At 69.8% G+C, this 26,560-nt stretch carries 21 protein-coding genes and 1 pseudogene; 8 read left to right on the top strand and 14 right to left on the bottom strand.

The window, feature by feature from the left end:
• Genes AB0D57_RS08415 through AB0D57_RS08425 form a run of 3 tightly spaced genes read right to left on the bottom strand, consistent with a single transcriptional unit; the run spans position 1 to position 3,007 of the window.
• Positions 1-906: an ATP-binding cassette domain-containing protein gene (locus tag AB0D57_RS08415; protein WP_362068738.1), complete on the bottom strand. Its 906-nt coding sequence runs from the start codon at positions 904-906 to the stop codon at positions 1-3.
• A gap of 5 nt (positions 907-911) precedes the next feature.
• On the bottom strand, positions 912-1,991 hold the full coding sequence (locus AB0D57_RS08420; protein ID WP_362068741.1) for an ABC transporter permease: 1,080 nt from the start codon (positions 1,989-1,991) through the stop codon (positions 912-914).
• Positions 1,991-3,007: a sugar ABC transporter substrate-binding protein gene (locus AB0D57_RS08425; RefSeq protein ID WP_362068744.1), complete on the bottom strand. Its 1,017-nt coding sequence runs from the start codon at positions 3,005-3,007 to the stop codon at positions 1,991-1,993. Before AB0D57_RS08425 ends, AB0D57_RS08420 begins: the two co-directional genes overlap by 1 nt.
• A gap of 297 nt (positions 3,008-3,304) precedes the next feature.
• Here AB0D57_RS08425 and iolC point away from each other — a divergent pair, with 297 nt between their 5' ends.
• From iolC to AB0D57_RS08450, 5 genes are read left to right on the top strand one after another with little or no spacing between them, the layout of a single operon-like run.
• Positions 3,305-4,267: a 5-dehydro-2-deoxygluconokinase gene (gene iolC, locus AB0D57_RS08430; protein ID WP_362068747.1), complete on the top strand. Its 963-nt coding sequence runs from the start codon at positions 3,305-3,307 to the stop codon at positions 4,265-4,267.
• Positions 4,268-4,299: 32 nt separating this feature from the next.
• On the top strand, positions 4,300-5,187 hold the full coding sequence (locus tag AB0D57_RS08435; protein WP_362068750.1) for a deoxyribose-phosphate aldolase: 888 nt from the start codon (positions 4,300-4,302) through the stop codon (positions 5,185-5,187).
• A gap of 26 nt (positions 5,188-5,213) precedes the next feature.
• The gene (gene iolB, locus AB0D57_RS08440; protein WP_362068753.1) at positions 5,214-6,128 is read left to right on the top strand and encodes a 5-deoxy-glucuronate isomerase; all 915 of its coding nucleotides are present in this window, start codon (positions 5,214-5,216) and stop codon (positions 6,126-6,128) included.
• A gap of 31 nt (positions 6,129-6,159) precedes the next feature.
• Positions 6,160-7,659, top strand: a complete 1,500-nt coding sequence (gene mmsA, locus AB0D57_RS08445) for a CoA-acylating methylmalonate-semialdehyde dehydrogenase (protein WP_362068756.1) — start codon at positions 6,160-6,162, stop codon at positions 7,657-7,659.
• Positions 7,659-8,435, top strand: coding sequence for a GntR family transcriptional regulator (locus tag AB0D57_RS08450; protein ID WP_362068759.1), 777 nt, complete (start codon positions 7,659-7,661; stop codon positions 8,433-8,435). Before mmsA ends, AB0D57_RS08450 begins: the two co-directional genes overlap by 1 nt.
• Positions 8,436-8,521: 86 nt before the next feature.
• On the opposite strand, the gene AB0D57_RS08455 is transcribed toward AB0D57_RS08450, so the two are convergent.
• The 7 genes from AB0D57_RS08455 to AB0D57_RS08485 form a co-directional block, all read right to left on the bottom strand.
• Positions 8,522-9,370: a sugar phosphate isomerase/epimerase family protein gene (locus AB0D57_RS08455; protein ID WP_362068762.1), complete on the bottom strand. Its 849-nt coding sequence runs from the start codon at positions 9,368-9,370 to the stop codon at positions 8,522-8,524.
• A 171-nt stretch (positions 9,371-9,541) separates the two neighbouring features.
• A complete protein-coding gene (locus AB0D57_RS08460) occupies positions 9,542-10,429 on the bottom strand; it encodes a sugar phosphate isomerase/epimerase (protein ID WP_362068769.1) in 888 nt (295 codons plus the stop codon).
• Positions 10,426-11,373, bottom strand: a complete 948-nt coding sequence (locus AB0D57_RS08465) for an NAD(P)-dependent oxidoreductase (RefSeq protein WP_362068772.1) — start codon at positions 11,371-11,373, stop codon at positions 10,426-10,428. Before AB0D57_RS08465 ends, AB0D57_RS08460 begins: the two co-directional genes overlap by 4 nt.
• A gap of 4 nt (positions 11,374-11,377) precedes the next feature.
• Positions 11,378-12,595 (bottom strand): Gfo/Idh/MocA family oxidoreductase, encoded by a 1,218-nt coding sequence (locus tag AB0D57_RS08470; protein WP_362068776.1) that lies wholly within the window; start codon positions 12,593-12,595, stop codon positions 11,378-11,380.
• Positions 12,592-13,404: an aldolase/citrate lyase family protein gene (locus AB0D57_RS08475; protein ID WP_362068779.1), complete on the bottom strand. Its 813-nt coding sequence runs from the start codon at positions 13,402-13,404 to the stop codon at positions 12,592-12,594. Before AB0D57_RS08475 ends, AB0D57_RS08470 begins: the two co-directional genes overlap by 4 nt.
• Positions 13,401-15,365 carry a 3D-(3,5/4)-trihydroxycyclohexane-1,2-dione acylhydrolase (decyclizing) gene (iolD, locus tag AB0D57_RS08480; protein WP_362068782.1) on the bottom strand — a complete coding sequence of 655 codons (1,965 nt, stop codon included), beginning with the start codon at positions 15,363-15,365 and terminating at the stop codon, positions 13,401-13,403. The genes AB0D57_RS08475 and iolD overlap by 4 nt, the downstream gene beginning before the upstream one ends.
• 43 nt (positions 15,366-15,408) lie before the next feature.
• A complete protein-coding gene (locus tag AB0D57_RS08485) occupies positions 15,409-16,851 on the bottom strand; it encodes an aldehyde dehydrogenase family protein (protein ID WP_362068785.1) in 1,443 nt (480 codons plus the stop codon).
• 295 nt (positions 16,852-17,146) lie between these two features.
• Here AB0D57_RS08485 and AB0D57_RS08490 point away from each other — a divergent pair.
• Positions 17,147-17,692 (top strand): annotated as a pseudogene (locus tag AB0D57_RS08490) (VOC family protein); the annotation flags it as partial.
• Positions 17,693-18,032: 340 nt separating this feature from the next.
• Here the strand turns inward: AB0D57_RS08490 and AB0D57_RS08495 are convergent.
• From AB0D57_RS08495 to AB0D57_RS08510, 4 genes are all read right to left on the bottom strand, one after another.
• Positions 18,033-19,727: a carboxylesterase family protein gene (locus AB0D57_RS08495; protein ID WP_362068788.1), complete on the bottom strand. Its 1,695-nt coding sequence runs from the start codon at positions 19,725-19,727 to the stop codon at positions 18,033-18,035.
• Between the two features lie 236 nt (positions 19,728-19,963).
• Positions 19,964-20,944 carry an ImpB/MucB/SamB family protein gene (locus AB0D57_RS08500; protein ID WP_362068791.1) on the bottom strand — a complete coding sequence of 327 codons (981 nt, stop codon included), beginning with the start codon at positions 20,942-20,944 and terminating at the stop codon, positions 19,964-19,966.
• Complete coding sequence (gene dnaE, locus AB0D57_RS08505) at positions 20,941-24,396, bottom strand: DNA polymerase III subunit alpha (RefSeq protein WP_362068794.1); 3,456 nt, start codon at positions 24,394-24,396, stop codon at positions 20,941-20,943. Before dnaE ends, AB0D57_RS08500 begins: the two co-directional genes overlap by 4 nt.
• A gap of 156 nt (positions 24,397-24,552) precedes the next feature.
• A complete protein-coding gene (locus AB0D57_RS08510) occupies positions 24,553-24,927 on the bottom strand; it encodes a cupin domain-containing protein (protein ID WP_362068934.1) in 375 nt (124 codons plus the stop codon).
• A gap of 94 nt (positions 24,928-25,021) precedes the next feature.
• Between AB0D57_RS08510 and AB0D57_RS08515 the strand changes: the two genes are divergently transcribed.
• Both AB0D57_RS08515 and AB0D57_RS08520 read left to right on the top strand, forming a co-directional pair.
• Complete coding sequence (locus tag AB0D57_RS08515) at positions 25,022-25,468, top strand: MarR family transcriptional regulator (RefSeq protein ID WP_362068797.1); 447 nt, start codon at positions 25,022-25,024, stop codon at positions 25,466-25,468.
• A 184-nt stretch (positions 25,469-25,652) separates the two neighbouring features.
• Positions 25,653-26,513 carry an alpha/beta fold hydrolase gene (locus AB0D57_RS08520; protein WP_362068800.1) on the top strand — a complete coding sequence of 287 codons (861 nt, stop codon included), beginning with the start codon at positions 25,653-25,655 and terminating at the stop codon, positions 26,511-26,513.
• The last annotated feature ends 47 nt before the right edge of the window (positions 26,514-26,560 follow it).

The following is a 26,560-nucleotide window of genomic DNA, read 5'->3' on the forward strand; positions in this document are numbered from 1 at the left end:
TCAGTTGGCCTGGGGGGCGCCGACCTGAAGGGCGTCCTCTTCGGGGAGTTCCTCGACGTCGACGCCGCGGACCTGGGCCAACTCGTGCTTGAGTGCGGCGAGTTCGGTGCCGCCGGCCATGTGGTTGGTCAGCTCCTCCAGGGTGATCTCGCTGCGTTCGGCCGACAGTTCCATGGTGCCCAGGCGCAGGACGCTGAAGTGGTCGCCGACCATGTAGGCGTGGTGCGGGTTGTGGGTGATGAAGATGACGCCGAGACCGCGGTCGCGGGCGGCCGCGACGTACTTCAGCACGACACCGGACTGCTTGACGCCGAGGGCGGCGGTCGGCTCGTCCAGGATCAGGACGCGGGCGCCGAAGTAGACGGCGCGGGCGATCGCCACGCACTGGCGCTGGCCGCCTGAGAGGGTACCGATGGGCTGTTCCAGGTCGTCCAGGACGATGCCCATGTTGCGCAGTTCCTGGTCCGCGGTCTTCTTCATCTTCTCGATGTCGAGGCGTCGGATCGGCCAGGGTCCCTTGGTCATCTCGGAGCCGAGGAAGAAGTTGCGCCACACCGGCATCAGGGGCACGGTGGCCAGGTCCTGGTAGACGGTGGCGATACCGCGGTCGAGGGCCTCGCGCGGGGTGGAGAAGCGCACCGGCTCGCCGTCGACGAGGAACTCGCCCTCGGTGTGCTGGTGCAGCCCTGAGATGATTTTGATCAGGGTGGACTTGCCGGCGCCGTTGTCGCCCAGCACGCAGGTGACCTGGCTGGGGTGGACGGCGAGGTCGACGCCGTGCAGGGCACGGATGTTGCCGTAGGACTTGCCGGCGCTGCGGAGCTGGACGATGGGACGGTCCTCGCCCTCGGGCACGCTGTCCTTGAGGAAGACCCCGTGAGCGCCGGTTTCGTTGGTGCTTGTCATTCCGTTCACCTCCGGCTCGCTGTGCGCTGGACCCACTGATTGATCAGGACGGCGCCGAGCAGCATCACGCCGAGGAACGCCTTGAACCAGTCGGGGTTCCAGCCCGCGTAGACGATGCCCTGCTGGACCATGCCGAACATGAACGCGCCGAAGACCGGGCCGATCGCCGAGCCGGCGCCGCCGGTCAGCAGACAGCCGCCGATCACCGCAGCGGAGATGAAGATCAGCTCCTGGCCGACGCCCTCGCCCGACTGCACGGTGTTGAAGGAGAACAGCTGGTGCATGCCGATGAACCAGGCACCGAAGCCGACCAGCATGAACAGCGAGATCTTGGTGAAGGCCACCGGGACACCGACGGCCCGCGCCGACTCCTTGTTGCCGCCGACCGCGAAGATCCAGTTGCCGTACTTGGTGCGCAGCAGGACCCAGGTGGCGATGGCCGCGAAGACCAGCCACCACACGATGGTGCTCTTCACCTCGACGCCTCCGACGTCGAAGGACGACGCGAAGACCTTCTTGGCCTGGTCGAAGCCGTCCATGTCGCTGATGTCGTCGGTCGCCACATTGCCGGTGACCAGCTTGGTGACGGCGAGGTTCACGCCCTGCAGGACCAGGAAGCTGCCCAGGGTGATCAGGAAGCTGGGCAGCCCGGTCTTGACCACCAGCCAGCCGTTCAGGAAGCCGACCGCCAGCGACACCAGGAGCGCGGCGATCACGCCGACCCAGATGTTCATGCTCAGTTGGTAGCTGAGCATGGCCGCGGTGAGCGCCGAGGTGATCACCGCGACGCCGGCCGACAGGTCGAACTCGTCGCCGATCATCAGAAGAGCCACGGGCAGCGCCATGATGCCGATGGTCGACGACTGGTAGAGCACCGTCGCCATCGAACTGCCGTCACGGACCGCCGGCGCTGCGGCGAAGAAGAAGACGTACACCGCGAGGGCGCCGAGGAAGACGCCCACTTCGGGTCGGGCCAACAGCCGGATGGCCAGCGGCCGTTCAGAGGTTCGCCCGTCCTTCTGAGGGGCCGGCGGGGCCGGCGACGGGGAGCCCGTCGCCGGGGCCGTGGTCTGGGTCATGGTCATCACCGGGTGCCCTTCGCTGCGAACTGGGCGACCTTGTCGACATTGGACTTGTCGACGAAGGCCGGCCCGGTCAGCACGGGTGCCTCGCCGCCGCCGCTGTAGTTGCCGTTCGTCTTGTAGAGCCACAGGGAGTCGATCGACAGGTACCCCTGGAGGTAAGGCTGCTGGTCGATGGCCCACTGGATCTTGCCGGACTTGACGGCGCCGACCAGATCCTTGTTGAGGTCGAACGTGGCGAGCTTGGCCTTGCTGCCCGCGTCGGCGATGGACTGGATGGCGGTCATCGCGAACGGGGCGCCGAGGGTCGTCACGTAGTCGATGGAGTTGTCCTGCTTGAGCTTGGCGGTGATCGTCGACTTCACCGACGGCATGTCGGTGCCGTTGACGTTGAGGATGTCGGTCTCGCCCTGGAAGGTCTTCTTCACGCCGGCGCAACGGGCCTCCAGGGCCACCTGCCCCTGTTCCATGATCACGCAGACGGTGTGCTTGGCACCGGCCTCGTTGAGCCGGCGGCCGAATGCCTCGCCGGCGATGGACTCGTCCTGGCCGAAGTACTCGAGCAGGCCCTGCTTCTTCCAGGCGTCCACACCGCCGTTGAAGCCGACGACGGGGATGCCGGCCTGCTCGGCCTTGGCGACCACGGCCTTCATGGCGTCCGGCTTGGCGAGAGTGACAGCGATGCCGTCGACCTTCTGGTCGATGGCGTTCTGGACCAGGTTGGCCTGGTTGGGGCCGCTGGGGTCGCTGGAGTAGATCAGCTTGACGTTGTCCTTGGCGGCGGCGGCTTCGGCGCCCTTGCGAATCGTGTCCCAGAAGGTGTCGCCAGGGGCCGCGTGCGTGATCATCGCGACCGTCATGCGGGGAGTGTTGGCCTTGCCGGCCGAGACAGCGTCCCCGCCCTCTTCGGCCTGCTTTCCTCCGGAACTGCTGGAGCATCCGGCCACAAGCAGTGCGGCGGCCGCTGCTGCGACGACGGGAACGATTCTGCGGGAGCGGGGGTGGGACGAACGGTCCATCTTTCCGGCACCTCACTGTGCTGCAGGGGAAAGGGGGAAGCGGCTGATCGAGCGAACGCTGCGGATCACATGCCGTTAACACGGCTGTTGCCTATGACGAGATAGAACCGTCACGCCACCCTGAGGTCAACGTTTGTAATGACATCATTTATCCATCAAGGCAAGATGTCAGAACAATTGCTTGACGCTGGTTACGCGTGACCTCTACACCTGAAATGGGCCGGCGTCCCCGGCCCTTTCCCTTCGCCTTCCTGACCGCGACGGGGAGACGCGCGCCCGCATGCAGGAGATCCGCGAATGAACGCTTCCTTTGATGTAATAACCATGGGTCGAACGGGCGTCGACATATACCCTCTCCAGATCGGCGTCCCCCTGGAAAGGGTCGAGAGCTTCGGCAAGTTCCTGGGCGGCTCCGCCACCAATGTCGCGGTCGCCGCGGCCCGTCTCGGACGTTCCACCGCCGTGATCACCCGAACCGGGCAGGACCCGTTCGGCAGGTATGTGCACGAGGCACTCAAGGGGTTCGGGGTCGACGACCGCTGGGTGTCGCCCGTGGCCGACCACCCGACGCCCGTCACCTTCTGCGAGATCTTCCCTCCGGACGACTTCCCTCTGTACTTCTACCGGCGACCCAAGGCCCCCGACCTGGAGATCAGGACCGAGGAACTCGACCTGGACGCCATCCGGAGCACTCTCGTCTTCTGGATCACCGGCACCGGCCTGAGCGAGGAGCCCAGCCGCTCCGCCACGCTGGCCGCCCTCGAAGCACGGGCCAAGCGGGGCATCACCGTCTTCGACCTCGACTGGCGCCCGGAGCTTTGGAATGACACAGCCCGCAAGGACCCGGGAGAGGCCCGTCCGTACTACGCCGAGGCGCTCCGGCACACCACCGTCGCCGTCGGCAACCTCGACGAGTGCGAGGTCGCGACCGGCGTGCGCGAGCCCCGTGCTTGTGCCCAGGCGCTCCTTGACGCCGGCGTGGAGCTGGCCGTGGTGAAGCAAGGCCCGAAGGGCGTGCTCGCCGTGCACCGCGACGGCACGGTCGCCGAGGTACCGCCCACGCCCGTCGAGGTCGTCAACGGACTGGGGGCCGGCGACGCGTTCGGCGGTTCGCTCTGCCACGGCCTCCTGGCGGGCTGGGACCTGGAACAGATCATGCGGTACGCGAACGCGGCCGGCGCCCTCGTCGCCTCACGGCTCGCCTGCTCCTCCGCGATGCCCACCCAGGACGAGCTGCGCGACTTCCTCGCCCGCCGCTGACCCCCACACGCCTTATCGAAAGAGGTCATCCCATGAACATCGGCGTCACCGACCTCCCGGCGATCCGGGCACGGCACCCCGAGGCCGTCGCCGAGGCCGCTGGCCGCCGCACGCGCCGCCCCCTGCTCAGCGCGAGCGGCCGCCTGATGATCATCGCCGCCGATCATCCGGCCCGCGGCGCCCTGGCAGCCGGCGGACAGCCGTACGCCATGGCTCGGCGCGCCGACCTCCTGGAGCGTCTGTGCACCGCGCTGTCGAGACCCGGCGTCGACGGAGTACTCGGCACTGCCGACATCCTCGAAGACCTGCTGCTCCTCGGCGCCCTCGAGGGCAAGGTGGCGATGGGATCGATGAACCGGGGCGGCCTGGCGGGCGCCTCCTTCGAACTCGACGACCGCTTCACCGGCCACCGGCCCGAGGACCTCGCCCGGCTGCGCTTCGACGCCGGCAAGCTGCTGCTCCGCATCGACTACGACGACCCCGGCTCGTTGACCACCCTGGAGTCCACCGCACAGGCCGTCCACGCGATGGCCGGGCGTCAACTTCCGCTGTTCATCGAGCCGTTCATCTCCCGGAGGATCGACGGGCGCGTCAGGAACGACCTGAGCGCGGATGCGGTCACCCGCTCCATCGCCATCGCCTCCGGCCTCGGCGGCACCTCCGCCTACACCTGGCTCAAGCTCCCCGTGACCGACAACTCCGACGACATGGCGCAGGCCCTGGAGGCGTCCACACTGCCCGCCGTCCTGCTGGGCGGCGACGTCGGACCGTCCGCCGAGGAGCAGGAGGCCGCGTACGAGAAGTGGCGCAAGGCCCTCCAACTCCCCACCGTGCACGGTCTGGTCGTCGGCCGCTCGCTGCTCTACCCCGCCTTCGGCAGCGTGGAGGCCGCAGTCGACACAGCCGTGAGTCTGCTGTGAACCACCACCCGAAGGACGCTCACGCCGTGACCCGTTCGCCCGACCCGCGTGGCCAGAACCACCGGTGCCACCTGCCCGCGGGCAAGACCGCAAACGGTTTGTACGCCGTTGACGTCACCCCCCGGACCGCCGACTGGGAGTTCTCCAGTCTGAGCGTCCTCGACCTGCCGCCCGGCGGCTGGCACGACTTCGACACCGGGGACAGCGAGTGGATCGTCCTACCGCTGTCCGGCTCCTGCACGGTCGCCGTCGGTGGCCAGACGTTCCGGCTGGCCGGACGGGAGAGCGTCTTCACCGGCGTCACCGACTTCGTATACACCCCACGCGACGCCCACGTCTCCCTCGCCACCCGGGGCGGCGGCCGCTTCGCCCTCACCGGAGCACGCTGCGACCGGCGTCTGCCCGCCCGCTACCAGCCCGCATCGGCCGTTCCCGTCGAACTGCGCGGCAGCGGTCAGTACAGCCGGCAGGTCAACAACTTCGCTGCCGCAGGGGCCTTCGAGTGCGACAAGCTCATCGCCGTCGAAGTCCTGACGCCGGGCGGCAACTGGTCCTCCTTCCCGCCGCACAAGCACGACGAGGACCGTCCGGGCGAGAGCCGGCTGGAGGAGATCTACTACTTCGAGATCGCCGGTGGTGCCGACGGCCTCGGCTACCAGAGGGTCTCCCCCTCCGGCAACGGCCGCAACACCGATCTCCTGGCCGAGGTCCGCGACGGCGACACCGTGCTCGTGCCCGACGGTTGGCACGGCCCCTCCGTCGCCGCGCCCGGTCACGACATGTACTACCTCAACGTCATGGCCGGCCCCGGCGCGGACCGCGCCTGGCTGATCTGCGACCACCCCGACCACGCCGGGGTTCGTGACACCTGGGACGGCCGGCCGGTCGACCCTCGCCTGCCTCTCTACACCGCCCTCGACAGCCGCCGCGACCACGCCTGAGTCCGGCCGTCCGAAAGGAAACCCGCACCCGATGAAGAACCTCCACCACTGGATCAACGGCAAGCCCAGCGAGGGTTCGTCCGAGCGCTACGGCCCCGTCCACAACCCCGCCACGGGCGACCAGGAGAAGCAGGTTCCCTTCGCCTCCGTCGAAGAGGTCGACGCGGCGGTCGCCGCCGCGAAGGACGCCTACGCGACCTGGGGCCAGTCCTCACTGGCCAAGCGGACCACGATCCTGTTCAAGTTCCGCGCGCTGCTCGACGCCCACCGCGACGAGATCGCCGAGCTGATCACCGCCGAGCACGGCAAGGTGCACTCGGACGCGCTCGGTGAGGTCGCGCGCGGCCTGGAGATCGTCGACCTGGCGTGCGGGATCACCGTGCAGCTGAAGGGCGAGCTCTCCACGCAGGTCGCCACCCGGGTCGACGTCTCGTCCATCCGCCAGCCGCTGGGCGTGGTCGCGGGCATCACGCCGTTCAACTTCCCGGCCATGGTGCCGATGTGGATGTTCCCGATCGCCATCGCGTGCGGCAACACCTTCGTGCTGAAGCCGTCCGAGAAGGACCCGTCGGCGGCCCTGAAGATCGCCGAGCTGCTCGCGGAGGCCGGTCTTCCGGACGGCGTCTTCAACGTCGTCCACGGCGACAAGGCGGCCGTGGACCGCCTGCTGGAGCACCCGGACGTCAAGGCCGTCTCGTTCGTCGGCTCGACGCCGATCGCCCGCTACATCCACACCACGGCCTCCGCGAACGGCAAGCGCGTCCAGGCCCTGGGCGGCGCCAAGAACCACATGCTGGTCCTGCCGGACGCCGACCTGGACGCGGCCGCGGACGCCGCCGTGTCGGCCGCCTACGGCTCGGCCGGGGAGCGCTGCATGGCGATCTCCGCGGTCGTCGCGGTCGGCGCGATCGGCGACGAGCTGGTCGACAAGATCCGCGAGCGCGCCGAGAAGATCAAGATAGGCCCCGGCAACGACCCGGCCTCCGAGATGGGCCCGCTGATCACCGCCGTCCACCGCGACAAGGTGGCCTCCTACGTCACCGGCGCGGCGGCCGAGGGCGCCGAGGTCGTGCTCGACGGCACCGGCCACACGGTCGAGGGCTTCGAGAACGGTCACTGGATCGGCATCTCGCTCCTCGACAAGGTGCCCACCAGCGCGAAGGCCTACCAGGACGAGATCTTCGGCCCGGTGCTCTGCGTGCTGCGCGTCGACACCTACGAGGAGGGTGTCGCCCTCATCAACAGCTCGCCGTTCGGCAACGGCACGGCGATCTTCACCCGGGACGGCGGCGCCGCCCGCCGCTTCCAGCTGGAGATCGAGGCAGGCATGGTCGGCGTGAACGTCCCGATCCCGGTCCCCGTCGGCTACCACTCCTTCGGCGGCTGGAAGGACTCCCTCTTCGGCGACCACCACATCTACGGCAACGACGGCACCCACTTCTACACCCGCGGCAAGGTCGTCACCACCCGCTGGCCCGACCCGTCCGACGCCCCCACGGGCGTCGACCTGGGCTTCCCCCGCAACCACTGATGAAGGCCGGGCGCCGGAAAACGGCCGACGGTACGGCTGTGCTCGACATCGCCATCGACCGCATGAGCCCGGTACCGCTGTACCACCAGCTCGCCCAGCAGTTGGAGCAGGCCATCGAGCACGGCCTGCTCCTGCCGGGCGCCCTGCTCGGCAACGAGGTCGACCTCGCCGGACGACTCGGTCTGTCCCGGCCGACCGTCCGGCAGGGCATCAAGGCCCTGGTCGAGAAGGGACTGTTGGTACGGCGTCGGGGCGTCGGCACCCAGGTCGTGCACAGCACGGTCAGGCGCCCTCTGGAACTCACCAGCCTCTACGACGATCTGGAGGAGGCCGGGCAGGCACCGAGCACACGGGTGGTACGCAACGACGTCGTGCCCGCGTCCGCCGAGGTCGCCGCAGCTCTGGGTGTCAGGAAGGGCGACAGCGTGGTCCGGTTGGAGCGGATCCGGTACGCGAACGGACTCGCCGTGGCCGTCCTGCGCAACTACCTGCCGACCGACCTGCTGCTCGACCTGGACACGGAGCTGCTGGAGGCCACGGGTCTGTACCGGATCCTGCGCACGGACCGCATCAGTCTGCACAGCGCGCATCAGGCGATCGGCGCCCATGCGGCCACCGCCGAGGAGGGCGAACACCTCGGGGAACCCGAGGGCGCGCCCCTGCTCACCATGCGGCGCACGGCGTACAACGCCGCTGGGGAAGCCGTGGAGTACGGCACACATCTCTACAACGCGGCGCGCTACGTGTTCGAGTTCCAGCTGCTCATGCGGAGGTAGGACCTTGCTCAGCCGATCCGCACCGGCAGACGGAAACAGGGGTGGCGGGGACGACCGTGGTTTCGTCCCCGCCACCCCTGCGGCATCTACTTCACCAGCGTCGCGGCCGTCCGGTACGCCGCCGCGGCGGCCTCCCGCACCGGCAGCGTGCGGTGCGTGTCGGAGAGGATCTCCACGCCCCAGGGGCCGCGAAAGCCGGCCGTGCGGAGCGCGGCGATGATCCCCGGGAGGTCGAAGGAGCCCTCACCGCACAGGCGACGGCGATGGACGGTGTCCTCGAAAAGGGTGCCGACGACCTGACTGTCGGCGTCGTTGAGCTCCACGCCCACGATCCGCGACCCGGGTACGTCCGCCAGGTCGGCGGGTGGGGTGTGGGCGCGCTCGGTGTGCCAGACGTCGATGATGAGGCCGCCCGCCGGGTGACCGGCGGCCTCGACGAGCCGGAGTCCGTCGTGCACGGTCTTGAGGTTGGACCAGGGCAGGGGCTCGACCCCGAGCCGGGCGCCCACCCCGTCGGCCTGCGCCGCCAGCGTGGCGAACTCCTTGGCCCAGACGTCCAGGTCCCAGGGCTCGTCCGCCACGTCGGGGCCGATCTTGAAGGTGCGTGCGCCGAGCGCCTCGATGGCCCGCAGCATTCCGACGCGGACGGCGTCCGACGCGGCCCGCCGGGGTCCGTCGGTCCACCAGTCGGTCAGCAGCTCCACCTCGATGTGGTGGATTCCGTTGTCCGCGAAGAGCGACCGGACACCGGCGAGCCCGTACTCGCGCTCGGCTTCCACCAGGTCCGCGTACAGCAGCCCGAAGCCCTTGAATCCGGCGTCGGCCGCCGCTTCCACCCTTTCCCGCAGGCTCAGCGGACTGCGCTGGTCTTCCTGGTCGGGAGCGGCGTCACCCGCGGTGGTCCAACAAGTGGCCAGAAATTCGTCAGCGGTCATTTCTGTTTCCTGGATTCCTCATGTTCGGAAAAGACGCCGGCACGCGACGAATGGCAATGACAAGAACAGGCGGCGAGAACAGACAGCAAGCCGCCTCGGCATTCTTGGATGCTCCGCACATGCCGGTCAATCCCTCAGAAGACATCAAAAACACATCAGGCCTGTATACGGCTACGCGACACCGCGCAGCACCGCGCGCAGATGCTCGGCGCTGGCCCACACGTCCTCGACCGGCCCCTTCGCCTTGGGCTCCTCGGTCAGGATGGTGTCCTGTTCCAGGACGTACCAGCCGTCGTAGCCGCGTGCGCTGAGGTGGGTGACGATGGCCTGGACGTCCACGTCTCCCGCGCCCAGCGGGCGGTACATGCCCTTGCGCACGGCCTCGGTGTAACTGAGGTGTCCGGACTGGACCTTGGCGGCGAGGGAGGCGTCCACATCCTTCATGTGGGTGTGGGCGATGCGGTCGGGCGCCTGGCGGGTGAGTTCGGCCGGATCGGTGCCGCCGATGAGCAGGTGCCCGGTGTCGAGGCAGAGGGAGATCGCCGAGTGCTCCAGGACACGTCGGACCTCGTCACCGTTCTCGATCATCGTGCCGACGTGCGGGTGCAGGACGGCACGTACGCCGCGTTCGGTGGCCAGCGACGCGAGCCGGTCGAGGTTGGACAGCAGCAGCCGCCAGCCGTCGGCGTCGAGTTCGGGTCGGGAGTCGTACCCGTCCTGGCCGGTGACGGCCGACAGGACGAGCACCTCCGCCTTCGAGGCGGCATAGCTCTCCAGGAGCTGTTCGACCTCGGGCAGCGGGTCGTGTCCGGGCACGTGCAGCAGCAGCGGGGTGAAGCCGCCGACCGCTTGGAGGTCGTGGTGCGCGAGCGTCCGGGCCATCGCGTCCGGCTCGCCGGGCAGGAAGCCTTCGGGGCCGATCTCGGTGGCGGCGAGGCCGACTTCGCGCATCTCGTTCAGCACCCGGTCGGGCGTCAGCTGGTAGCCCCAGCCGGGGACTTCGCACACGCCCCAGGAGATGGGCGCGCCGGCGATCCTGTACAAGGGTGACGTGGTCATGCCGTGGCCTTTCGGTGGTTCCAGTCGGGGTTGGCGACCGCGGTCGGCGGGCGGCCCGCGAGGACGTCCGCGACACCGCGGGCGGCGTCGACGAAGGTCAGGGTCTGCGCCCGCCGCGTCATGCCCATCAGGTGAGGGGTCAGGACGACATCGGGGTGGTCGAACAGCGGATGGTGGAGGGCCGGCTCGGGGTCGAACACGTCCAGTCCGACGCCCGACAGCCGGCCCGACTCCAGGGCGGCCAGGGTGGCGTCCGGGTCGAGCAGGCCACCGCGGCCGCAGTTGATCAGGATCGCTCCCGGCTTGACGCGGGACAGCAGTCGCTCGTCCACGAGGTGCCGGGTGCCCTCCACGAGCGGCGCGTGCAGGGTGAGCACGTCGCTCGACTCGGCCAGTTCACCGAGATCGGCGCAGGCGAACTCGGCCGGTGGCGGGCTGAACGGGTCGTGGGCGAGTGTCCACATCCCGAAGGCGGCGGCGAGTTCGCCCACCCGGCGGCCGATGCGGCCGTAGCCGACGATCCCCAGGGTGGCGCCGTCCAGGTCGCCGACCGGTACGGCGTTCCGCTCGGCCCAGCGGCCGTCCCGTACCAGGTCGGTCAGCGGTCTCAGCCGCTTGGTCAGGTGCAGGGCCATGGCGAAGACGCCCTCGGCCACGGCCCGGCTGCCGCTGTTCGGGGTGATGACCACGGGGATCCCGCGGGCGGAGGCCGCCGCCACGTCGACCAGGTCGACGCCGACGCCGGTGCGGGCGACGACCCGCAGCCGTGGCGCCCGCCGAAGGAGGTCCTCGTCGACCCTCCGGTCGGCGCGGACGATGGCGCCCTCGGCGACCGCGAGGTCATCGGGCGTGGGATCGGTGACGAGAGTGACCCGTTCCCCGAGGACGGGGGCCACCGTGCCGATGTCGACGGGGCCGAGGGCCACTACGACGTGCTCGGACATACGATCAACTCCGCACCGGGTGACCGAAGTGCGCCCCCGGTACCTCGGGCACCGGCTGCCAGGAGCCGCTCTCCGCGGAGGCCGCTGCCGCCGCGATCACCTCGGCGACGGCGTGTGCGTCCTCGATCGTCGAGTTGTGGTGCTCGAGGCCGGCCACGGCGGCCAGGAACTTCTTGGCCTCGATCACCTTGAGGTCGTCGTAGCCCATGCTGTTGCCGGGGCCGGGCTGGAAGCTGGCGTAGTCGCCCATGTGGCCGTTGCCGAGCACGGTGGTGTAGCCCTGGTGGGGGCCGCTGCGGTCGAGGGCGACGCGCAGCTCGTTCATGCGCTCGAAGTTCCAGGTCACCGAGCCGTCGGTGCCGTAGATCTCGAAGCCGATGCCGCACTGCGGGCCGACGATGATGCGGGACGCCTCCAGGGTGCCGACGGCTCCGCCGCTGAAGCGGACGAGGGCGGCGCTGTAGTCGTCGTTCTCCACGGCCGCCATCTCACCGTCCTCGATCACCGCGAAGTGCGTACCCGAGCCCATGGGCAGGATCGGGCGCTCGGTGTAGACGGTGCTGGTGAGGGCGGAGACCTCGTCGATCGGGGCGACGACGTAGCTGACGAGGTCCACGACGTGGCTCATGAGGTCGCCGAGCGCGCCGTGCCCGGCCAGGTCCCGCTTGAAGCGCCAGGACAGGGCGCCCTTGGGCTCGGAGGCGTAGCCGGAGAAGAAGGTGGCGCGCACGTTGGTGATACGGCCCAGGCGCCCCTCGGCGATCAGCTCGCGGGCCCGCTCGACGGCGGGGGCGTGCCGGTAGTTGTAGCCGATGGAGGTGACGACCCCGGCAGCGCGGGCCGCGGCGGCGACCTCGGCGGTCTCCTCGGCGCCGCGCCCGACGGGCTTCTCGATCCAGAACGGCTTGCCGGCCTTGGCGGCGGCGATGCCGATCTCGTGGTGGAGGAGGTTGGGTGCGCAGATCGAGACGACCTCGACGTCCGGGTCGTCGAGGACGGCGCGGTAGTCGGTGGTGGCCTTCGCATAGCCGAGGACGTCACGGGCGTAGGCCGCGCGGTCCTCCGCCGTGTCGGCGGCGTGCACCAGACGGGGCTTGATGCCCAGCTCGGGGTAGACGGACGGCAGGGCCTGGTAGGCGCGGCTGTGGAGCTTGCCCATCCAGCCGACGCTGATCAGTCCGACGCCGATCTCACGTGCGGCGTCCGGGGTGGTGGGGTTCATGATCGTGTCTCCTGGGAGTTGTCCTGAGAGTCCTGGGGCTGGGGCCGGGCCTGATCGAGCGCGGCGGACAGGGCTGCCGCGAGCAGGGTCGCGTCGGAGCCGATGGCGATGAACGTCCAGCCCTCGGTCCGTTTGGCGGCCGCGGCCGCACCGTCGGGGACGAGCAGTCCGCAGGCCTTGCCGTGCGCGGCAGCGGCCTTGCGGACGCGCTCCAGAGCATCTCGGTAGACCGGTGCGTCGAACTCGCCGGGCACGCCGAGGTCGTGACTGAGGTCGCGGGGGCCGACGAACAGGACGTCGACGCCGTCCAGCGCCGCGATCTCCTCGACCTCCGACAGCGCGGCCGCCGACTCGATCTGGACCACACCGAGGAGCTCGCCCGCCCGGTCCAGAGCCCCGGCGTCGAGCCCGAAGCGGCACGCCCGGTTGTAGGTGGCCACGCCCCGGTCCCCCGCAGGCGGGTACCTCAAGTGCCGTAGCGCTTCCCGGACTTCGGCCGCCGTGTCGAGGCGGGGCAGCATGATCCCGGCGGCGCCCAGGTCGAGGACGCGGCCGATGCGGATGCGGGCCGCGGACTCCACCCGTACGACGGTCGGGACGCCGTAGGCCGCCGCGATCGGGACGGTCGTACGGGCCTGCTCCTCTCCACCCGCGCCGTGTTCGAGGTCGAGCAGCAGCCAGTCGGCCCCGGCTGCGGCGCACACCTCGGCCGTGACCGGGGAGGCGGTGCCCACGAAGGTGCCCAGGGTGGCCTCACCGGCGGCGAGTCGGGAGCGCAGGCGGCCGTGGTCCAAGGGAGAGCGGTTCATCCGTACCACCTCTGGGACGCCAGACCCTCTTCGTACTCGCCGCGCAGCCGCGCGACCGTTTCCTGCTCGGAGACCTCGGCCGGGGCCACGTCCCACCAGACCCCGGCGCCGGGCAGGTCGGCGTGCGGGATCACGGGGACGACGAGGACGACCGGGCCGTTGTGGTCGCGGGTCTCGGCCAGCGCGGTACGTACCTCGTCGGCAGTCGTGGCGCGGACGGCACGAGCGCCGAGGCCCTCCGAGATCTTGACGAGGTCGACCTGGAGATAGTCGCCCTCCAGGCGGGCGGGCTTGCCGGAGCCGATCTCCAGGCTGCCGTCGCGGTAGCGGAACTCGTTGCCGAACTCCCGCCCGTTGCGCCCCATCTGGAGTCGGTGGATGACCTGGTAGCCGTGGTTCTCCGGGATGACGATCGTGACCGGAAGCCTCTCCTGGGCCGCCGTCACCAGCTCGGTCGGCGCCATGAGGAAGGTTCCGTCGCCCAGTAGGGACAGCACCCGCTTCGACGGGTCCGGCTCGGCGAAGCGGACCCCGATCGCGGCGGGCAGCTCGTAGCCCATGCAGGAGAAGCCGAACTCCAGGTGGGCGAAACGGCCTTCGGTGGCGTCCCACACCTTCTGCAGGTCGCCGGGCGGACCGCCGGCGGCGGCGATGATCGTGTCACCGGACCGTGCGTGCTCCTGGAGCAGACCGATCAACTGGCCCTGGGTGAGGACCGCCTCGGTGTCGCGTACGACGTCGGAGTCGTCGGGCAGCGACGCGAAGTCGAAGGGGATGTCCGGGTCGAGCGCGGCGGCACGCTGCTCCCGCCACTGCTCGTCCAGGGTGCGCACCTTCTCCTGCCAGGCGGCCGGCGTGGTGGTGCCGTTCGCCCGTACGACATCTGCCAGCGCGGCCAGGGCCCGCTTGGCGTCGGCCACGATGCCGGTCGCGCCCAGGCGGCCCGCGTCGTGCACGTTGACGTTGATGCTCGCGAACCGCACGTCCGGGTTCTGGAAGACGGAGTGCGAGGCGGTGGCGAAGTCCGTCAGCCGCGAGCCCACGGTGAGCACGAAGTCGGCTTCCCGGGCAAGGACGTTGACCGCCGGAGTGCCCTCGAGGCCGATGCCGCCGAGCTGCCACCAGGCGCGGCGCTGGATGGCGCCCTTGCCCGCGAACGTCTCCGTGACAGGGATGCCCGCCGCGTCGGCGAGGGCCTCCAACTCCTCGGTGGCACCGGAGTACACGACGCCGCCACCGGCGATGATCAGCGGCTTCTCCGCCTCGGCGAGCATCCGCGCCACTGCCGCGACCTCGTCGGCGTCGGGCGCCGGACGGCGGATCGGCCAGTCGCGCTCGGCGAAGAACTCCGCCGGGTAGTCGTAGGCGTGGGACTGGATGTCCTGCGGGAGGGAGAGGACGACCGCGCCGGTGTCGACGTCGGTGAGGGCCCGCATCGCCGCGGGCAGCGCGGTCAGGAGCTGCTCGGGCCGGGTGATGCGGTCGAAGAAGCGGGAGACGGGCCGGAAGGCGTCGTTCACCGAGGCGTCGGCCTCGACGGGGTGCTGCAACTGCTGGAGTACGGGCCCCTGGTGACGGGTCGCGTACGTGTCGCCCGGCAGCAGCAGGACGGGCAGCCGGTTGACGGTGGCGAGGCCCGCGCCGGTCACCATGTTCAGGGCGCCCGGGCCGATGGAGGCGGTCACGGCGAGGGTGGCGTGCCGCTTGGTCGCCTTGCCGTAGGCCGTCGCGATGTGGACCAGCGCCTGCTCGTTACGGCCCTGGACGAAGGGGAGTTGGTCGCTGAGCTGGTCGAGGGCCTGGCCGAGGCCGGCCACGTTGCCGTGTCCGAAGATGCCCAGCGCGGCCGGTATGAGTCGGCGGCGGTGGCCGTCGGCCACGGAGTACTGCCGGGAGAGGTAGGTGACGACGGCCTGGGCGACGGTGAGACGCACCGTGCCCTGTTGCGTCCGGTCGGTCATGAGTCGGCTCCTGATCGGGGGTGTGTACGGGGACGCGGCCGCGTCACCAGGGGCGGCCGTGCAGCACGACGGTCTTGACCTCGGTCATCTCGCTGACCGCGGCGCGGGGGCCTTCCTTGCCGTAGCCGCTGCCCTTCAGGCCGCCGTACGGCATCAGGTCGGCACGCCACAGGGGCGTCCAGTTGATGTGGACGGAACCGGCGTCGATCTCCCGGATGGCGCGGACCGCTCCGGCGACGTCGGAGGTGAAGATCCCCGCGCCGAGGCCGTAGGCGGTGCCGTTGGCCTGGGCGATGGCGGACTCCCAGTCGGCGGCCGAGCTGACGGCGATCGCCGGACCGAACAACTCGTCTTGGCTGAACGCCGATTCGGGATCCACGTCGGCGACCACAGCAGGCTGCACCACGGCGCCGTCGCGCTCGCCGCCGGTCAGGACGCGTGCGCCGTCCGCCCCGGCCCGGGCGATGGCCCGCTCCACCCGTTCCGCCTCGGTGGTGGTGATCAGGGTGCCCATGGTCGTCTCGGGGGACGACGGGTCCCCGGTCCGGATGGCCCGGACCTTGGGGACGAGAGCGTCAAGGAAGTCCGCGGTGATATCGGGGTGCGTGATCACTCGCTGGACGGAGATGCACACCTGCCCGGCGTTGACGTAGCCGCCCAACGCGACGGCGCTCGCGGCCAGTTCGAGATCGGCGTCGGGCAGTACGACGACCGGGCAGGAGGCGCCCAGTTCGAGGGAGAGCTTCTTCACCCCGGCGACCCGCGCGATGTGCTCGCCGGTCGCCGTGGAGCCGGTGAAGGAGATCTTCCGTACGCGGGGGTCGGTCACAAGAGCGTCCCCCAGCACCCCGCCGGAGCCGACGAGCACCGAGAGCACGCCCTCGGGAAGCCCGGCGTCCACGAAGCACTCGGCGAGCTCCAGCGCGGTCAGCGGTGTCGAGGTGGCCGGCTTGAGGACGACCGCGTTGCCCGCCGCGAGCGCGGGCGCCAGTTTGTGCAGCACGAGCAGCGAGGGGTAGTTGAACGGCGTGATGGCCACCACGACTCCGCACGGCTGGCGCAGCGTGAAGCCCACCTTGTCCTGCCCGGTGCCGCGGTTGGCGTCCAACGGCAGTGTCTCGCCGTAGAGCTGGGTGCCCTCGAAGGCCGCGAGCCGGATCAGGTCCCCGGATCGTGACGCCTCGCCGGTGGCCTCGGTGATGGTCTTGCCCGACTCCGCGCTGATGGTCTGCGCGATCTTGCCGGCTCGCTGGTCGGCGAGTTCCGCCGCACGCAGCAGGATCGTCATCCGCTCGTGAGCGGGTGTACGCCGCCATACCGCGGCACCCCGCTCCGCCGCCGCCAGGGCCGCCTCGACGTCCTCAGGACCGGCCACCCCCACGGTGCCGACGGTCGAGCCGTCGAAGGGCGACGTCACGTCCCGGGTCCGTCCCGATCCTGCCGACGCTTGCCACCGGCTTCCGATGAGTAGTTCCGCAGGCGCCATTGCCTTCTCCCTCCAGAAACCGTCAAGGCTGGTCCGTGGCTCTCCGAGGAGCTCCCGAAGGACCTCTCACAAGGCCGAAGAAGTACTGATCAGCCAACGGCCAGGCCGTTTACATGGGCGCAACGGTAGGTGGGTCGCAGGGCATTACTGAAGGGGCAGAATCCATCATTATCACGTCATTGGATACATCTTTTTTCCATCATCTGTGCCATCTGGTGGCTGCTGCGGGTGAGCAGGATTGCCGCTGGTGCAGAGGAGCGTCGAGCGAGCCGCCGCCCCGGCAGGCATCACCGGCGTCGACCACATTGCGCTGACCCAGCCCTGGCACCAGTTCGACGAAGCCGTCCTCTTCCACCGCAGCGTTCTGGGCCTCCTCCCGCACGAGACCGTCGAGGTGGCCGACCCGTACGGACTGCTCCGCAGCCGCGCCCTCACCAGCAGTGCGTCCGGCGCCGGGGACGGGCTACGCCTCGTACTGAACCTCGCGCCCGCCCCGGAGGAGCAGGGCACCCGGGCCCAGCACATCGCCTTCACCACCGGCGACATCACCGACACCGCCCGCCGCATCCGGGCCGCCGGCACCGAACTGCTCCCCGTCCCGGCCAACTACTACGACGACCTCGACGCCCGTTTCGAGTTCTCACCCGGCGAGCTGGACACCTACCGCGACCTGGGCATCCTCTACGACCGAGACGAACAGGGCGGCGAGTTCCGCCACTTCTACACAGCGACCGTCGGCCGCATCCGCTTCGAGATCGTCCAGCGCACCAGCGGCTACCACGGCTACGGCGCGGCCAACACCACCATCCGCCTCGCCGCCCAACGCGACCAGCGGCGATAGACGGTTCGACGGAGTCGGACGTTCCCCGGTCGGCGGAGTATGAATTCCCTGATCATCGCGACGCTCATGTGTGCGCCAGGGTCCAAGGGCAGGATCGCGTCGTCGTTCTTCAGCCGGACCACCGATTCGGCGGCGGTCCGGCCGGCAGGCATGTGGCGCCGTTCGGCATCGAAGCGTATTGGTCACGAGAGTCGGTCGACAGCCGGGCGCTCTTGAGCACGGCGAAGACGCTCGGCTTCTTCCAGAGGCAGAAAACGGCGCCTGGACAGGGGAGATACCCCCGTCAGGCACCGTTCTCAGCGCGCACGGCCGCCGCTGTCCTTCCTTGTGCCCTTCAGGATCAATACGCCGTCGTCTGGGACTGCAGATAGTCCTTCAGGAAGGCGTACTTGGCGTCGCTGTCGGCCGCCGGGAGGGTGGTGAAGTGGTCGCCGAGTTCCATGGAGAGCGGCTTCGTCGTGCGCAGGGCGGGCCAGGCGGGCAGGGAGCGGCCGTTGGGGTTGCCGGTGGCTACGAAGTTCGCGACGTACGAGGACGTGGTGTCGGCGATCGCGTAGTCGGACTCGGTCCAGGGGCGGTCGGTGCCGTAGAGGTTGCCGAAGAGGTAGTACTTCTCCGCGCCGTGGTAGGCGCCCGCGCCGTTCGCGGGCTCGATCGGGTTGGTGGTGTCGGAGCCGGGAGGGGCGTGGGTCCACCAGTAGTTGTAGATGGGGCTGCGGTTGCCGGCGGTGTTGCGGAACTGGGTGCCCCACAGGAAGGTGGAGACACGTTCCTCGTCGCGCGCGTAGTTGTTGTACTGCGCGGCCGCCTCCGTGTCGGTGCTCGCCGGGTAGAGCGCCAGGAACTCCGCCGCCCGATGGCCGAAGGTGGTCTGCGCGTACGCCTGGTACTGGGCGACGGTCATCGCGAGGGTCGGTGAGGCGCCGTTCTCGTCCCTGTTGTTGCCGGTCAGGACCGGCACGTCGACCTCGGCACCGGACTCCATGGCGGCGGTGTAGGTGGTCGGCAGGACATGGCCGTCCAGGACGTTGCCGAAGTCGGTGCCGGTGGCCGGCGCACCCGGGGCGTAGACCTTCGTCACGATCTCGTCCGCGGTCAGCGCCCGCAGGCCGGCCAGCGAGGAGGCGCCCATGTAGTCGCCGAACGCTGTGCCGTTGGCCTCGGCGGTGGCCAACGTGTCGTAGCCGCCCGCCACATGACCGAGCGCCGGGTCCTTGGTGTATTGCACGCCGGCCGCGAGCAGCGCCCGGTGGTACAGGCCCCGGGCCAGCCGCGAGATCATCAGGATGTTCACGAACGACGAGCCGTGGGACCAGCCGGCTATGGTCACCCGATCCGGGTCACCGCCGAACGCGGCGATGTTGTCCTGGATCCACTTCAGCACCTCCACCGTGTCCAGCACACCCCAGTTGCCGGAGCCGCCGTGCCCGCCCTCCGCGCTCAGCTCGGGGTGAGCGAGGTTACCGAAGGCGCCGACGCGGTGGTTGTAGGTGACGACGACCGCGCCCTTGGCCGCCAGGTTGGCACCGTCGTACACCGGCTGCGAGGCCCACATCGCGGAGTTGCGGCCGCCGTAGATCCACACGAACACGGGGCGGCGCTCGCTCGAACTGGCCGCGCCGGTCCAGACATTGAGGTTCAGGCAGTCCTCGCTCAGCGGCGGCACCTTGTCGGCGGCGATGCCTGTGACCGGCTGAGGGCAGGCGGCACCCCAGGTGTCGGCCGCGCGTACGCCCGTCCAGGACGGCGCGGTCTGCGGGGCACGCCAGCGGTTTTCACCGGCGGTCGAGGCCGCGTAGGGGATGCCCTTGTAGACGGTGATCCCGTCCAGGACAGCCGGGACACCGGTCACCAGGCCGGACCGCGTATGCACCGGACGATCGTCGGCGCCCCGGGAGGCGGCTGACGCGGGTCCGGCTGTCAGGTTGCCCAGCAGTGTGGCGCCGGCCGCGGCGCCGACGGCGCTCCCGAGTAAACGGCGGCGGCCGATGCCCTCGGTGTCGTGGTCGGGGTGGGGGACGTCTCGCAAGCTCACAGGGACTCCCTGTCGGAATGAGGAACGGACGCTCCTGGTGCACGGGTCGACGTCCGTCCCGCCTTCGGTCGAGGCGTCTCATGCTGACGTTGTTTCAAGAAGTGAAACAAGCGGTGTCACCTGGACTCACAGCTTCCGCCGTGCACCCTGAAGTTGCGCCCCGTAAGGTTGACAGCCGCGGTGTAGCCGCGGGCGCGTGCCAGTCGTCAGGAACCAGTGGCTCTTGGCGCGAGCGGTCAGTCCGCCAGAGCTGCTGGACGTACAGCCTCCGGCCCGAAGCGTCGGCGGGCGCGATCTGCGGCGGCTTCGGCTGCGCGGGCACGAGCATCGCCAGGATCCAGAGAGAGCTGCCAGTAGGCACTGCCGGCCGGCAGCAAGTGGTCGGCACGGACAGCGAAGGCCCGGACTCGTGCCCGCTGCAGCCCCAGGGCGGTCAACAGCCCCAGGGCAGTTGCGGCAAGGGCTGGTGAGTGGTTGGTGGGTTCCGACAGCCCGCGGGTACGTGTGGTGGAGCTGCGGTCGGCGTACCGCACAGTGAGGGCGAGCCGGCCGGCGATCTGCCTTTCCCCGCGCAGACGTTGGCCGATCCGGTCGGCAAGTCCCAGGACCGCTCGGTGATGCTGTGCCGGGTCCAGGCAGTCCCGCTCCAGCACGAGGTCGGCGACCAGGTGCGCTGCCGGTTCCGAAGGGCTGACCGGGCGGGGATCATGGCCGCGGGCGCGCTCGGCCAGCAGCCGGGCCGAGCCGGCTCCGAGGAGTCGCTGCAGGGTTGCCGCGGGCAGGTCGGCGATCTGACCGATGGCGTGCAGCCCATATCTGTTGAGCGTTTCCGCTGTGGCGCGGCCGATGCCCGGCAGCGCGGTGACCGGGCGGGGGTGGAGCCAGTCGGCGGCCTGCCCGTCACGGATCCAGGTGGTGTCACCCGGCGCCGACGCGTCGGCCGCCATGGCGGCCAGCATGCGGTTGCCGGCGAGGCCGGCGCTGCTGTCGATGTCATAGAGGGCCTTCAGCCTCATCTTCGCCAGCTGGACCACGTCGTAGGGGGACAGGTCGAAGTATCTGAGTGCCGATGTCAGATCGAGCTGGACAGCGTTGGGCGGGACGGCCTGGACATGAGGCGTGATGCCGGACATCAGTTCGATTATGTCGGCATACTGATCCTCGGTCAGTGTGGCGTGCAGATGGAGGTGGGCGATGTGCCGCTGACGGGTGGTCATCCTGCGCTCCCCGGGCTGGTGTAGCCGAACTTCTTCAGATCGGCCGAACGGTTACCGGCGGGCTGCAGGTCGGCATACGGGTGCAGCCGAGCGCCTGTGGTGCCGTTGACCAGGGTCCGCTGCGGCTGTGCAGGGGTCGGGTGCGGGTGGCTGGCGCCGAGGAGGGCAAGTGCAGCCTCGGGACCCTCGTCTCGGCGAGCCGCGGCAATCTCGTCCAGGTCCCAGGCCATGGTGCCGACGACGGTACGGCGGGTGCCGCGCACCTGGACCGTGCCGCGGACCAGCAGCAGCCCGCTGTGGAAGACGGTGTGCGCGCAGGCCGGGTGGGAGTCCTCGAAGAAGGCCAGGTCGACCAGGCCGGAGCCGTCCTCCAGGGTGACGAAGATGATGCGCTTGCCGCTGGCGATCGGCGGGGTCTGGGTCGAGGCCCGCACACCGGCGACGAGGACCTGCTGCCCGGCGCGCAGGCCGGCCAGGTGGGCCGCGTCGGTCGCGCCGATTTCGCGCAGCAGCCGGTGGTGGTGCTCCATCAGGTGTTTGGAGACGTCGATGCCGAGGGTGCTCAGCTCGGCGCTCAGGGCTTCGCGCCCGGTCATCTCCGGCAGACCGCTCGGCTCCGCCCCGCCGACCGCGCCCGCCTGCAAGGGCAGTTGGCCTTTGCCCGCGGACCGGGTACGGGAGGCCCGGTGGAGTTCGGCGATCTGGAGCAGCAGGTCGCGGCGGGTGAGGCGGCCGTCTTGCAGAGAGTCCAAGGCGCCGATCTCCGCGAGACGCTCGGCGACCGGTCTGCTGGGGTGGGCCCGCTGCCAGAAGTCCGACAGTGATCCGTAAGGCTGCCCCGCCTCGATCCGGGCGCACTCGTCCTCGCTGATGCCGTGCACCGCGGACAGCGCGAGCCGTACACCCCACTGCCGATCGGCGGTCTGCTCCACGGTGTGCGTCGCCCTGGAGTGGTTGACGTCGACGGGCAGGATCGGTACGCCGCGGCGGCGGGCGTCGGAGACCAGGACGCGCTTGGGCCACATACCGGGGTCGTGTTCGAGCAGACCTGCCAGCAGGAAGGCCGGGTAATGAGCTTTCAGCCAGGCGCTCTGCAGGGCGGGTACGGCGAAGGCGACCGCGTGGGCCCGGCAGAAGCCGTAGGCGCCGAAGGCCTCGACGGTCTTCCAGACCTCGTCCCGGACGGCTGCGCTGTAGCCATGCGCGCGTGCCAGGCCGTGGAACCAGTCCTTGATCTTCGGCAGCCGCTCCTTGTCGCCGAGTGCCCGCCGGGCGATCTCGGCCAGTGCGTAGTCGCAGCCGGTCATCACCGAGAACGTCTCGATGATCTGCTCGTGCCAGATGGTCACGCCGTAGGTGTCGGAAAGCACCGGCTCCAGGTCCGGGTGGGCGTACGACGGTGTGCCGCCGTGCCGGGCGGCGATGTACCGCTCAGGCATACCGCCGGCGACCGGCCCGGGACGGAAGAGACTGATGTCGGCGATGACGTCCTGCGGGTTGCGGGGCTGGAGCCGGGAGAGGAGATCCTGCTGGCCGGGTGATTCCAGCTGGAACAGGCCCAGGGTCTGGCTCTCCTGGATGAGCTTGAAGGCGAAGACGTCGTCGAGCGGCACCTGCCGTGGATCGTTCAGGTCGATGCGGTTGCCGGTCGTGCGTTCGATCTCGGTGACGGCATGAGCCATCGCGGACTGCATCCGTACGCCCAGGACGTCCAGTTTGATGTTGCCCAGCGCCTCGATCTCCTCCTTCGCCGCCATTGCCATCGGGTAGTCGCCCTGCGGAGTCGGCTGCACCGGCAGCCGGTCCAGGAGCGTCGCGTCGCTGATGACCACGCCGCAGGGGTGCATGGCCATGCCGTGGACCAGCGAGTCGAGCCCCTCGGCCAGCTCCCACAGCGGCCCGTACCGGCCTGCCTCGGCCGCCAGTTGCCGCAGTTCGGGCAGCTCGGCGAGTGCACTGGTGATGTCGGAGGCCCGCAGGTGCGGGAAGCTCTTGGCGATCCGGTCGACGTCCGCCGGTGCGATACCGAGGGCGAGGCCGGTGTCGCGCAGGGCGCGGCGGGCGCGGTAGGTCTCGGGCATCGCGGTGACCGCCACCCGTTCCTTGCCGAACCGTTCGAAGATCGCGTCGTAGCACTCCAGCCGTCGGGCGGATTCCACGTCGATGTCGATGTCGGGCAGAGTCCCGCGCCGTTCGCTGAGGAAGCGTTCGAACAGCAGGCGGTGGTCGAGCGGGTTGGCCGTGGCGATGTCCAGCGCGTGGCAGACCATCGAGCCCGCGCCCGAGCCGCGGGCCGCGACCCGGATGCCCTTGGCGCGGATGTCGGCGACGACCTGTCCGACGGCGAGGAAGTACGAGGAGTAGTTCAGCTTGGAGATCACGGAGAGCTCTTCGTCCAGCCGGTCGCGCGCGGTCCGGTCCTGGTCGAGGCCGCGCCTGGCCATACCGTCCTCGCACCGCTCGCGCAGCACCCGGGCCGAGCCGCCCGTCCCGGGCTCGGCACCGAACATCTCCGGTTCCGGGAGGTGGGCTGTGCCGAGGCCGAGATCTGCCGCCGGGTCGACGGTGCACGCGGCCGCCGTGGCAGCGGTGTCGGCGAGCAGGCGGCGCGCCCGCCGGGCGTCCACTCCGGCGCATTCGGCGATCAGCCGCGCGATGCCCGCCATCCTTCCCTCGTCCTTGAGCCAGCGCTGCCCGGTGTCGAGGCGGCGCCGGTCGATGGGGCGCAGCAGTCGCGCGGCGTCCAGGACGTCAGCAAGCCGGTGCTGTTCGGGGTCGGCATAGCGGACGGCGTTGGAGAGCACGGCGGTGGTGCGGGTGCGGTCGGCCAGCGCCAGGGTGCGGGCGGCCAGGCGGAGGGATCCAGGCCCGATGCTGAAACGTTTCTGCGCGACAGCCTCCAGCCGGATCCCGCTCCCGAAGATCTCCTGCCAGGGCGCCAGCAGTCGTACGGCGACGTCCTCCCGGCCCGCCGCCAGTGCCCGTACCGGTTCGGAGAGCGGTCCGAGCAGCACGGTCAGGCCGGGACCGCCGTATTCGCGCAGTGCCTCCCACGGCACGACCACCGGTGCCGCCCCCGACGCGGTACCGGCGTGGGCGGCCGAGGTGATGCGGCACAGCCGCGCCCATCCGGCCCGGTTCTGCGCGAGCAGTACGAACCGCAGGGGCGGCTCGATCACATGCGCGCCGCCGCGCGCAGGGGTGCGGCGCCGCTGCGCCGGGGGAGGGGGCGCGAGAGCCTCCACCGCCAGATCGACGCCGAAGATCGGCCGGACCCCTTCCTTCACGCAGGCCTGGGCGAACCGGACGGCTCCGGTGACCGTGTCCCGGTCGGTGAGCGCGAGGGCCCCCATGCTCCGCTCGGCCGCCCGCCGGACGAGCTGCTCAGGGTGGGAGGCCCCGTAGCGGGCGGAGTAACCGGACGCGACGTGCACGTGGGCGAAGCCCGTCATGCCGCACCTCCATCACTCCACCCCTTTTCGATAATTCGCCCGAAACGTTCCTCGTACGCTCGTTCGATTACTCTAACTCCCGCCGACCTTGATCGGCGACATGATTCGAACGTGAGATCGGTTTCTGGGTGTCTGGAGTGATGGCGGACTGTCAGGTCAGTTCGCCCACGGCGGGGTGAGGACCGAGCCGTCGGCCAGCTCCGCCTGGAAGCCGATGGAGGTGGTGACCCAGGAAACCGCGGTCTCCTGGGCCGGGTTCTCGACACCGAGCGTCGCGCCGGGGTTGATGATCACCGTGTCGCCCGCGGTGATCCGCTCGGTGCGGCCGTCGAGCGTGATCAGCAGCTCGCCGGAGAGGAGGTGGAAGATCTCCTCGCGGTTGACGGTGTGCACCGGAGCCTTGTGCCCCGCGGGAATCTCGCCCCGCCAGGCGCACAACTCCTTGCTGCCGCTGAGGGGGGTGGCGTACGAGACGAAGCGGGCGCCGTGGATCTCGTGAACGACGGCTTCGGATGAGCGGATGACGGGCACGGGTGCCTCCAGGTAAGTGGTCAAGAAGCTTGACTATGTCAGTGTCTATGGTCAAGTTGCTTGACCAATCCGTCAAGAGTGTTTCAATTCATGCGTGCAGAACTCCGACGCCATGGCCTTGTCCGCCACCCTGCTCGCCGTCGCCGGTGAGCTGACGCAACGCATTCACGAGGGCGTCGTCGCCCGTGGGTTCGAGGGGCTGCGGCCCGCGCACGGCTTCGCGTTCACCCGGCTCGCCCCGGACGGTGCGACGGTCACCGACCTCGCCACTCATCTCGGGGTCACCAAGCAGGCCGCGAGTCAGCTCGTCGATGAGTTGGTGCGCAAGGGATACGTGGAGCGGCGGCCGCACCCTGATGACGCCCGCGCCCGACTGATCGTGCTGACCGAGCGCGGCTGGGCCTGCACGCGCGCGGCGGAGGCGGCGGCTGCCGACGCCGTGCGGACGTGGGGCGAACTGCTGGGAGAGGGTGAAGTGCGCGCGTTGCGTGACCAGTTGGTGCGTATCGCGCCCAACGGACCTATCAGGCCTGCCTGGTGACGGGCCGTTATCACGTTTATTTGGTGCGCGTCGGTGTTGTCGGCCATCGCTGAAAGTTTTTACTGACGCGTAACTTCACACTTGGACTACTCGTCCGTAACTTGACGAGTGAACAGCATCCTCGTGATCCGGATCACAGGGCGTACGCCGTCGTCACTCCCTTGAGCCGCAAGGAGATCACCCGATGCTGCCCTGGAAGCGCCTGCTCAGACCCCTCCTCGCCGCACTGCTGCTGACCAGTGCGATCGCAGCCGGTCCCGCCGCCACCGCCCAGGCCGCCGCGCCGAGCAGTGGCTGGAACGACTACTCCTGCAAGCCCTCCGCCGCCCATCCCCGACCCGTCGTCCTCGTCCACGGCACGTTCGCGAACTCGGTGGACAACTGGCTGGCCCTCGCGCCCTACCTGGTGAACCGCGGGTACTGCGTCTACTCCCTCGACTACGGGCAACTGTCCGGTGTCCCGCTCTTCAACGCCCTCGGGCCCATCGACAAGTCGGCCGAACAGCTTCAGGTCTTCGTCGACAAGGTGCTCGCCGCGAGCGGCGCCGCCGAGGCCGACCTCGTCGGTCACTCGCAGGGCGGCCTGATGCCCCGTTACTACCTCAAGTTCCTCGGCGGGGCCGCCAAGGTGAACGCCCTCGTCGGCATCGCGCCCGACAACCACGGCACCACCCTCAACGGTCTCACCAACCTGCTGCCGTACTTCCCCGGCGCCGAGGACCTGCTGTCCACGGCCACGCCCGCGCTCGCCGACCAGGTCGTCGGCTCCGCGTTCCTGACCAAGCTCAACGCCGGCGGAGACACCGTCCCGGGCGTCCACTACACGGTCATCGCCACCAAGTACGACGAGGTGGTCACGCCGTACCGCTCGCAGTTCCTCACCGGATCCGACGTCCACAACGTGCTCCTGCAGGACCTGTGTCCGCTCGACCTCTCCGAGCACGCGGCGATCGGGCTCTTCGACCGGATCGCCTTCCACGAGGTGGCCAACGCCCTCGACCCGGCGCACGCCACCGCGACCACCTGCGCGTCCGTGTTCGGTTGAGCACGTGGCCGAGGTCTGTCCGGCCTGAGCCGCCGGACAGACCCCGG

The sequence above is a fragment of the Streptomyces sp. NPDC048275 genome (genome assembly GCF_040652275.1).
Classification (GTDB): Bacteria; Actinomycetota; Actinomycetes; order Streptomycetales; family Streptomycetaceae; genus Streptomyces.

Coding starts and splice junctions, on each gene's coding strand:
- AB0D57_RS08500 (WP_362068791.1), bottom strand. CDS start 20,944: ATGACCACCCGTCAGCGGCACATCGCCCACCTCCATCTGCACGCCACA.
- AB0D57_RS08485 (WP_362068785.1), bottom strand. CDS start 16,851: ATGGCGCCTGCGGAACTACTCATCGGAAGCCGGTGGCAAGCGTCGGCA.
- AB0D57_RS08435 (WP_362068750.1), top strand. CDS start 4,300: ATGAACATCGGCGTCACCGACCTCCCGGCGATCCGGGCACGGCACCCC.
- AB0D57_RS08520 (WP_362068800.1), top strand. CDS start 25,653: ATGCTGCCCTGGAAGCGCCTGCTCAGACCCCTCCTCGCCGCACTGCTG.
- iolD (WP_362068782.1), bottom strand. CDS start 15,365: ATGACCGACCGGACGCAACAGGGCACGGTGCGTCTCACCGTCGCCCAG.
- AB0D57_RS08470 (WP_362068776.1), bottom strand. CDS start 12,595: ATGAACCCCACCACCCCGGACGCCGCACGTGAGATCGGCGTCGGACTG.
- AB0D57_RS08460 (WP_362068769.1), bottom strand. CDS start 10,429: ATGACCACGTCACCCTTGTACAGGATCGCCGGCGCGCCCATCTCCTGG.
- mmsA (WP_362068756.1), top strand. CDS start 6,160: ATGAAGAACCTCCACCACTGGATCAACGGCAAGCCCAGCGAGGGTTCG.
- dnaE (WP_362068794.1), bottom strand. CDS start 24,396: ATGACGGGCTTCGCCCACGTGCACGTCGCGTCCGGTTACTCCGCCCGC.
- AB0D57_RS08455 (WP_362068762.1), bottom strand. CDS start 9,370: ATGACCGCTGACGAATTTCTGGCCACTTGTTGGACCACCGCGGGTGAC.
- AB0D57_RS08415 (WP_362068738.1), bottom strand. CDS start 906: ATGACAAGCACCAACGAAACCGGCGCTCACGGGGTCTTCCTCAAGGAC.
- iolC (WP_362068747.1), top strand. CDS start 3,305: ATGAACGCTTCCTTTGATGTAATAACCATGGGTCGAACGGGCGTCGAC.
- AB0D57_RS08425 (WP_362068744.1), bottom strand. CDS start 3,007: ATGGACCGTTCGTCCCACCCCCGCTCCCGCAGAATCGTTCCCGTCGTC.
- AB0D57_RS08450 (WP_362068759.1), top strand. CDS start 7,659: ATGAAGGCCGGGCGCCGGAAAACGGCCGACGGTACGGCTGTGCTCGAC.
- AB0D57_RS08475 (WP_362068779.1), bottom strand. CDS start 13,404: ATGAACCGCTCTCCCTTGGACCACGGCCGCCTGCGCTCCCGACTCGCC.
- AB0D57_RS08420 (WP_362068741.1), bottom strand. CDS start 1,991: ATGACCATGACCCAGACCACGGCCCCGGCGACGGGCTCCCCGTCGCCG.
- AB0D57_RS08465 (WP_362068772.1), bottom strand. CDS start 11,373: ATGTCCGAGCACGTCGTAGTGGCCCTCGGCCCCGTCGACATCGGCACG.